Genomic DNA, 8,469 nt, shown 5'->3' on the forward strand with positions numbered 1-8,469 from the left:
GCCATTTCAGACACAATTTCTTTCTTTTTGTTTAAAGCTTCCATCCATCTTCCCATAATTTTCGTTTTAATGACACACAACGTCTCGGGTATGGTGTGTAGCGTGCTGAAAGCCGCTATGAACTATACCCATTGTTGGCATTTCGTTTTTATTTTTCTGTTTTATAGGTTAATATATAAAGTCCATCTTTTGCTTTTTTTCCATAAATCGCCATCGCAAATTTTGAATCGAAATACAAAAAGTCTTTATTTTCAAGACTACAACTACTTTTTTCTCCCATTTGAGCTTTAACAAACTCACGATATTTAATTTCAACTCCGTTACTTAACACAATCGGTTTTCTCTTTTCATGATAGGCTCCAATCCCTCCAAGATACAAGACCTCAGGTTTGGCTTCTATTGAAAAGTTAGTTTTTAATTCCTCTTTTGATAATATGTAATCTTTTGTTTCATATCCAAAAAACATTTCGTTACCTCTTTTTTCCTTAACATCATGATATGAAACTCTTATTACATTATCATTATCAATTAAACTTGTAGGTATTTCAATTGAAAAAGTTCCATCTGTTGAAGAATAAACATTCAATATTTTTTGTGAAGTTACAAGGATGATTTTTGCGTTTTCAATAGGTTTTTTCAAATCCTTAGAAGTTATCTTTCCCTTAAATATAATTATATCGTCAAGTTTTGGTTCACTGTGTTTAGAAGGAGACTTTTTCTTTTTTGGATTCACTATTGAGTTTGAACTTTGAACGAATTCAGTTTTTATATTGTGAGTTTTAGCGTGCAAAGTTTGTCCAATTGTTAATGAAGTTGCAAGTATTAAACCTGCGGCTACTTTAGATTTTGGAAAATTTAAATTGAAATTATTATCTAAATTTAATAATAGTGAATTCAATTGAGAATGTGTTAGTCTTGCACAAATTCTATTTCCCGATTTTTTCATCATCTCCGAAATCTCAATTTGATTTAGCTTCGTGAAGTCAACAACATTCTTTGAACACAAATCACAATAGCTGCCTCTTTCATTGGGTTTCATATTTTCCCACTTTTCATCACAAGGATTGTCTAATTTTAAAATTTTGTTCTTCATTGGGTTATGTTTTAATGAATGCCAACGTTTAATATATGTGTCGTAGCAAGGCAAAATGTTACCTTGCTTTTTGGTTTTTCTATGCAGTGATTGCTAGCTTTCACTTTCTGCAAGCATTGCGTCTTGCCAAAAATACAGTAACCTTTCGATTTATCACCTAACTGCTATGATCACATATATGTTGTTGTGCGATCGTTTTATTTTTCCGCAATTAATTGGATCTGTTCACAATTTAATCGAAACATTTTTCCATTCTCAAAAAGGTAAATTATATCATCATCCTTATTCGGCTTTTTGTGTTCCATAAATCCGTCATTCAATTCACGCATTGATTTAGGGAAGAATGAAATTGTACTTAAAGTATTTTCATCATTTGGGAATTCAGAATTATCCCCTTTCGCCGAACTTTTGAAAGAAATGTTTTTATGAACAAATGTTAGCCGTTCAAATTCATTTTCGTTAACCCACTGACCATTCGATTTAACGAACTCAATAATCACATCGTTTTTTGTTTCCGAAATTCCTTTGAATTCAAAGTTGTTATGCAAGTCAATATGGACTCCGTTTAATCGGACAGCATAATTTTCTTCAATTTCGAAGTTCGTATTCATATAGTTTATTTAATGGCGCACAACGTTAGATGTATGAACTGGAATGTCCCGATAGGGTATTATAGTTTCATACATTCCTGTTAGCAATAGTTTAATTTCTTATTTTATTCATTACATTTAACATTCGAAATACCTTGAAACATAAAGTTTAAGTTTAAAGAATTTCCAGCGTTATAATCATCTAGCATATTATTATTTACTTTACTTGAGAAGTCTTTGCAAGATTTGAAATGTGGTAATATTTGTTTTTTAAAAAATTCTTGGTCTTTCTTGTTTTTTCTGGAAATCAAATGTTTTTCTATTATAAATTCCCCTTTATTTTTGTCCAACAAATAAACATACATTCTGTTAAAATAATATTGTGTCAATATATAATTCTCATTTTCCGCAATAACTTCATGTATTCTTTTTAATCCTAAAAAACTACCAATTTCTAAATTGGTGAAGTATTTACCGTCTAAATAGGCTTCTTTTATTTTGCTTTGACGAATTTTCTTTTTTCGTTTCTGCGAATTAAAAAAGTAGAAATATTGGCCAGTTAATTCATAATCATTAGAGTTAAGATATCCGTATTCTCCAATATCTTTTCCATTCTTACCACTAGAAACTATAACTTTTTCACCATCTTTAGTGATAAAATAATTATCTGATTTTTGTGATTGAACAAAAGCAGTAGTTAATAATATTAGTAGAGTTATTTTTATTTTCATTTTATTTAGTTTTTCAAATGATCCTCTTGTTTATTGCTAACGGTCTCGGCTATGAGTAGTTGCGTGGGTTAGCACTTAACTTTGCAAGTACACACCTAACTGAAAATCCGCGAGGATTTTCAGAAGAAGGCGAGAACAAGCAATTACTTATAGCCATTGTTGTAAGCAGTTATATTTTATTAACTTGAAGGCTCTCTTCAATTCTTGTCTAAGGCGTGCAGGAACTAACATCAATTTCACTGTATAAATTTGGGTCTTGGTTTGGGTCTTCGACCGTGTTAGCCATCATTGAAATTTTAACAATTTCATCACTTGTAGAAAAACAAAGTTGGTGAAAGTTATCATTGTCATTTATATCTGCTATCGAAATAGGTGTATGCGGTATTAGAACTCCAGAACTTTCAGAATAGCCAATATAGTACTGAAATAAGTCAGATTCTGTATCACCACTTATATATGGTGTAATGCCACCATTCCATGCAACTTGAATCGTTTGTGTTCCTGAACCACATTCATTCAGATTGCCATCAATTCTTTGGGCAAAGAATAAACTTGGTCCATCAGCAAGCGGAATAACATTCGTTGTAGTGATTTCGTTTAGGTTTATGATTTCTGAACAAGCGGACTCTCCAGATGAAGTGTCAGTTGTAAATAAATCCCCTACAACTCTAACTTCAACAGGTGGATTAGTAACAGCGGTACCAAATTCACCTAACAGAAGCACAGTTCGATTTTCTCCGTTTTCATTAGCTGGTGCTAAAAGAGCACACATTGGGATGTGTTTATTTCCAAGGTTATCTACAACTTCAAAATCAGTTTCCGATAAACTGGATGCATCTAATGGAAATTTAAAATTAACAGGCATACCATCTAACAGGCTTCCTAGTTGATTACACAATAGACTTGGTAGTGCATTATCAAGTCCAAAAAAAGCTGACACAAGAGCATCTTGATTAACCTGTTCTTGAAGAGTATCTGGGTTAATCTGTTCTTCATTTTTGCTACATGAAAGCAAGAGGATTACTGTAAATAATTTAAATAGATTTCTCATATTTTATTAATTTATTTTCAGTTTAGACTCTTTTTATCTGGTTTGGTTTAATTGCTTACAACAACGTCTATTGTATGTTGCGTTTGCATCCCGAAGGGTGCATATGCAATATACAAATTGTTGTACGCAGTTTTTATTCGCTATAAATTGTTAGTTCGACATCCCTTTGACTATATTCCAAAATAACAATTTTCTCGTCTTTTGTCCATTTTTGTTCAACACCATATTTTTTAGATTTAGAACTATCAGGTTCTCCCAATTTTCCTTTGAGGTAGTTTGAAATATAATCGAATTTCTGTTTATATATTGTTTCACCTTTTTCTTTATTGGACATCGAAGCAACAACATCTTCAATGCTCTGATTTTTGTTTCTGTTTTTTCCCCATTCAAAACTTATTAGTTGTATTTTCTGGTCATTTTCCGAATAGTAATACATTACTATTAGTCTCAATTTATCACTCTCAATTTTTCTGTAAATTCTCGGTGTTTTAACATTTCGACCATCAAGGCGATAAGTTGAAATTTTATGTTTTTGAGTAATATCTATAGCATTAACATCTTGCTCAACGTTATCAATTTGGTCTAAAGTCAAAGCACTAAAATTTGAATAATAATTTTCAAAGGTGTTTTCAAGCCAACCATTCATTTTCTTTTCGCCAAATACTGGTTCTTTATAAATGTTGTTGAAATAGGTTACTTTAAAATCATTATTACTTATTTCTATAATACCGTAAACAGAGTCCTTGTCTGTACGAAATTGAACCGATTGAAAACTATTGTTTTGAATCGGATTTCTTGAGTCGTAGTTCCATTGAAAAGGTCTTATTTCAGATTTAAATTCGTAAGAAGGAATTAACTTTTTATTTTCTACTGTACCAATCTTAGTGGAAATACTGTCTTTGTATAAATGGTAAAGTTTGTCGTTAGAAATGAATGATGTCGCTAATGAAAATGTCGGATTGAAATAATCATCATTTTCATATTCAAATATTATTTCTGCTCCGTTTGTAGAATGATTTCCTTCTCTACGAAATCTTTCATCAAGTACAGCTTTTTGATAAACGTATGGTTCTTGGCTTTTATCTAGTTTTTTAGGATTGTCAATTTTTAGAACAGATTTTCCAGCTGTCAAATAATATGATTCTCCCAATTTATTTACAATTGGTGTAGTGGCTCCAATCTCAAATTGTTTTCCAGTTTGTTTATCTTTAAACCAAGTTACGCCACCCCATTCTCCAAAATCAAGAGAATAAACCGAGTAATCCTTATCGTCATAGTATAAATCAATTCCTTTTTTGGTCTCTATCCAATTGTTGTTTTTGTCAAGATAGAAAGTGTTATGGTCATAATATTCCGTCGTAAATATTGTATCGTTCTTAATATACAAATCGTAATAAAAAGTTTGAAGCTTTTTAGGAACATCAATTTTAGATTTGATTTGACCTTTTTTGTCAATAATGTAAAATTGATGATTAGAACCTGAACTAAACTTGTCATTGTCAGTTTTAAAATAACAATAAAAATTATCGTTAAATGCTATCCAAGGCCCAGGTCTTCCAGGAATATTAATTTCTAAATTTTTACAATCCACATTTAGTTCTTGTGTTTGGCAAGATGCTGCTATAAATGCCAAAATTATTATGTGAATTACATTTTTCATAAATTGCGTACAAAACGTCTAGTGTATGGATCGTATTGGCGTTCAGCCAATATGATTTTATACACTTTGTTGCCAGTAGTTTTTTATTGAGTAATATACTTTTCAAATTCCGATTTGTCAATTTTCAAAACGGTGGTTGGTTTTTCCAACTTAAGTTTTCCGTTTTTCGTAACAGAAACATTTTTGTTATATGGTTTTTTTATAAAATATTCAAAAGCTTTTTTGTTAAAATCATATTTTGACCAAACATAAATACCCTTTTTGCTATCACTCTTATAATAATCAGTTTCAGATTCCGCGTTTAAGATTCCATATTCAATTATCTTTTTGAAGTGTCCATCGGAGTTTTCCGATTTCCACCATTTTACAGTGAATTGATCAGAGTCATATTTTCTATTCTCCCAATTATCTCCAATTTTTGGTATTCCTAGTTTTTCGCGTTCAGAATTAAATTCAATTCCATGGTTTTTATTAAAAGGGACCACTGATTTATAAATAAAATTTACTCCCCCAATTACTAGTAAGTATAAAATACTTTTTAGTAAGCCTTTTCCTAAAGTTTTTAAAGAAAAATTAAATTCTTTTGGGTCACTTTTATAATCATAATAGTATGCTATTAAAATCGGCACAAGAATTATCAATCCAATTAAAATTCCGTATATCATTTTCGTTTTTTTTTAATTATTGGCAACGTTTAATATATGTGTCGTAGCAGAGCAAATTGTTACCCTGTTTTTCGGTTTTTCTGCGCTTTGGTTGCTAACTTTTCCATTCTGCAAGCATTGCGCTTTACCAAAAATACAAGAACCATTTGATTTATTACTTAGCTGCTATGGTCACATATATGTTGTTGTGCATAGTGTTTTATTTTTTTATCAGTTTTATAATCAAATATGGCATCAATATTCCTATTCCGATTAGTATTGTTGAGTATAGATCAAAAGGTTCAGTTTTTAAGTAATTTGGAATCAAAGGGTTTGAATGTTTTGCTGAAAAAACCATTATATAAAGTCCAATTCCAAATATTACTAGAACAAATACCAAAACGGTTATTATATCCATAATTAATTCATTTATTTTGAATTCTTCTCTGGTCGAGTTATAAATCATTCCAAAAAGTGGAATTGTTGATAAAGCTAAATAATCAAGAGTATTTGTTGAGATTCCAAAAAAGTAATCTGTCAATCGTTGAATATTTTCCGTCAACTCGATTTGAAGTTTTGCTCCAAAACCAAAGTTCAGAGTGAGAAATGTCAGTCCGCAAAGTCCGTATATGAGATATTTTATTCGGTTCGGTTTTTTATTCAATTTATTAGACTTTTTTTGAAGTACTTTCATTATGCACAACGTCTCTTGTATGGTGCGTTTGACTGCCGAAGGCGGCATATGCAATATACAAATTGTTAGATGCTTTTTAATTGTTCATCCACAATTTGTCTTAACGATGGAGATGAATCATTTTTCATAACTTTAAATTCTTCATCAGAACAATAAAATCCACAGTTTCTACAAGTCAGAAAATGTATTGTCCGTGATTTTTTGTTATTCAAAATAACCGTATTCCAATGAATCTCTTGTTTATTTGATTGGCAGGCTGCGCAAACACGATTTGGATAAGGAAAGGCAACTGCTTCTGGAAAGTAAGAAGATCGATTTGCCTCAAATTCACTATTTTGATTAATGAGATTATAATAATTAAAAATACGCCTTTGTACAATTAGCTTTATCTCATTTCTCATTAGTCCTTTTAATTGTATAAATCTTTTTCTTTTCCGAAAATCTGGATCTATTATATTAAATTCTTCTCCCAGCCACCAGCCATTCTTTTTCTCTATAAACTTGAATATCCATTCAAATATTTTATAAATTTTTTTCGTAAGAACAAATGAAGTACTATCGTCAGCTTTCCAATGAAACAAACCGTTTCTGTATTCCTTTATATATTCAATATCCATTAATATTCTTGAATTAATTGAAAAATAAATAGGAAAAAGTTCAAGAGCCAGGCCATAGTCTAAAGATCTAGTCAAATCGGAATAATTTGTAAGTTCTGTTTTGATAATAAGCCGCTTGTCCGATTTTGACATATTATGGGAAAACTATGATTTGATATTGTTCCATCTATTCCAGTCTATTCTTTTTATGAGCAATGGTTGCTTTTTTTCTAGGGAAGTCTTAATAAATGTTTCAATTCCAATACTCAAAAAGACAATCGATTCGATAAGTTTATGAACATCTGATGATGTCAAAAAAAGATCAAGTGATTTGGATAAAAAATGAGCAGGTAAAATCAGAGAATAATCTTGCTTTCCTAAAATTTTGGTATGAATTTTAGTCATAGTTGGTATTGCATCTAACGTTTAATATATGTGTCGTAGCAGGGCAAAATGTTACCTTGTTTTTCGATTTTTCTGCGCATTGGTTGCCAACTTGACTATTCTGCAAGCATTGCGCCTTACCAAAAATACAAGAACCATTCGATTGATCACTTTGCTGCTATGATCACATATATACTGTTGTAGCCTGTTTTTATTTATATAAATTTATGTTTATGACATTATTTTGAATGTCAAAAAAACCAATTTCCTTGCTATATACAATTTGAAAATTGTTGACATAATGATTATCATAAGTAGTTTTAACACCAGTTTCGTAAGTGTAAACTTTATAATCTAACAACTTCATTATTTTAATCAATTCAGAATTTTTCATTTCAGTTAGGTAAGTTCCATCTTTGTCAGAAGTTATGAAATAAAGTTTGTCTTTATAAGGAAAACTCACAAGTATTGTTCCTCCAATTTTTTTATAGAGCTTTTTAAGTCCACTATTCGATTTTTTTTTAAAGAATTTGTCTCTTTTTGAGTCAGTTGTTTTTAATTCTGTTAGTTCTTTTGGATCACCTATTTCATAAACCCCAAAGGCCCCAGACCTATGAGCTAACGAAGTTATTAAATAGTATTTGCCATTCATTTTAATTAAAGAAGATGGACAAGTAGCTTTTGCAACATAAACGTTATTATTCTCTTTATTTCTAAATTCAATTACTCCACCAAATTCACCTCTGCAAGAATCTTTTACAATAAAGTTTTCGTCCTCATAGAAATAGCTATATCTATGCTTAAATTTACGGTAATCAGAATTAAATTCAGATTTTTCTTTTTTATTGATTTTAACTTTAAATATTTCATTTTCTTGTGAGGAAATCGATTGAATTACAAAAAGAAAGATGAGTATTAAATTAAATCTCATAGTTTTTTTAATTGGCTACAACGTTTCTTGTATGGTGTCGTAGTATCCCGTAGGGTGCTATGCACTATACAAATTGTTAGCATTAGTTTTTTATT

The 8,469-nt window shown here is 30.4% G+C and carries 9 protein-coding genes; all 9 read right to left on the minus strand.

Features of this window, described 5'->3' with window-relative positions:
- Positions 1-148: 148 nt before the first annotated feature.
- Complete coding sequence (locus tag Q1A73_RS24005; RefSeq protein WP_299611204.1) at positions 149-1,093, minus strand: hypothetical protein; 945 nt, start codon at positions 1,091-1,093, stop codon at positions 149-151.
- 197 nt (positions 1,094-1,290) lie between these two features.
- Entirely contained in the window at positions 1,291-1,704 is a 414-nt protein-coding gene (locus tag Q1A73_RS24010; RefSeq protein WP_299611207.1) for a hypothetical protein, read from the minus strand.
- 104 nt (positions 1,705-1,808) lie between these two features.
- Positions 1,809-2,414: a hypothetical protein gene (locus Q1A73_RS24015; protein WP_299611210.1), complete on the minus strand. Its 606-nt coding sequence runs from the start codon at positions 2,412-2,414 to the stop codon at positions 1,809-1,811.
- A 208-nt stretch (positions 2,415-2,622) separates the two neighbouring features.
- Positions 2,623-3,465: a hypothetical protein gene (locus Q1A73_RS24020; protein WP_299611213.1), complete on the minus strand. Its 843-nt coding sequence runs from the start codon at positions 3,463-3,465 to the stop codon at positions 2,623-2,625.
- A 133-nt stretch (positions 3,466-3,598) separates the two neighbouring features.
- Entirely contained in the window at positions 3,599-5,125 is a 1,527-nt protein-coding gene (locus tag Q1A73_RS24025) for a hypothetical protein (protein ID WP_299611217.1), read from the minus strand.
- Between the two features lie 83 nt (positions 5,126-5,208).
- The gene (locus Q1A73_RS24030) at positions 5,209-5,790 is read right to left on the minus strand and encodes a hypothetical protein (protein WP_299611220.1); all 582 of its coding nucleotides are present in this window, start codon (positions 5,788-5,790) and stop codon (positions 5,209-5,211) included.
- Between the two features lie 199 nt (positions 5,791-5,989).
- Positions 5,990-6,310: a hypothetical protein gene (locus Q1A73_RS24035; RefSeq protein ID WP_299611223.1), complete on the minus strand. Its 321-nt coding sequence runs from the start codon at positions 6,308-6,310 to the stop codon at positions 5,990-5,992.
- A 218-nt stretch (positions 6,311-6,528) separates the two neighbouring features.
- Positions 6,529-7,155, minus strand: a complete 627-nt coding sequence (locus tag Q1A73_RS24040) for a hypothetical protein (RefSeq protein ID WP_299611226.1) — start codon at positions 7,153-7,155, stop codon at positions 6,529-6,531.
- A 499-nt stretch (positions 7,156-7,654) separates the two neighbouring features.
- Positions 7,655-8,374, minus strand: a complete 720-nt coding sequence (locus Q1A73_RS24045) for a hypothetical protein (RefSeq protein WP_299611229.1) — start codon at positions 8,372-8,374, stop codon at positions 7,655-7,657.
- Positions 8,375-8,469: the final 95 nt, after the last annotated feature.

The sequence above is a fragment of the uncultured Aquimarina sp. genome, assembly GCF_947492115.1.
In the GTDB taxonomy this organism is placed as follows: Bacteria; Bacteroidota; Bacteroidia; order Flavobacteriales; family Flavobacteriaceae; genus Aquimarina.

Bases quoted from the DNA above. Each gene is read 5' to 3' on its own strand.
- Q1A73_RS24005 (WP_299611204.1), bottom strand. From the start codon at position 1,093: ATGAAGAACAAAATTTTAAAATTAGACAATCCTTGTGATGAAAAGTGG.
- Q1A73_RS24010 (WP_299611207.1), bottom strand. From the start codon at position 1,704: ATGAATACGAACTTCGAAATTGAAGAAAATTATGCTGTCCGATTAAAC.
- Q1A73_RS24015 (WP_299611210.1), bottom strand. From the start codon at position 2,414: ATGAAAATAAAAATAACTCTACTAATATTATTAACTACTGCTTTTGTT.
- Q1A73_RS24020 (WP_299611213.1), bottom strand. From the start codon at position 3,465: ATGAGAAATCTATTTAAATTATTTACAGTAATCCTCTTGCTTTCATGT.
- Q1A73_RS24025 (WP_299611217.1), bottom strand. From the start codon at position 5,125: ATGAAAAATGTAATTCACATAATAATTTTGGCATTTATAGCAGCATCT.
- Q1A73_RS24030 (WP_299611220.1), bottom strand. From the start codon at position 5,790: ATGATATACGGAATTTTAATTGGATTGATAATTCTTGTGCCGATTTTA.
- Q1A73_RS24045 (WP_299611229.1), bottom strand. From the start codon at position 8,374: ATGAGATTTAATTTAATACTCATCTTTCTTTTTGTAATTCAATCGATT.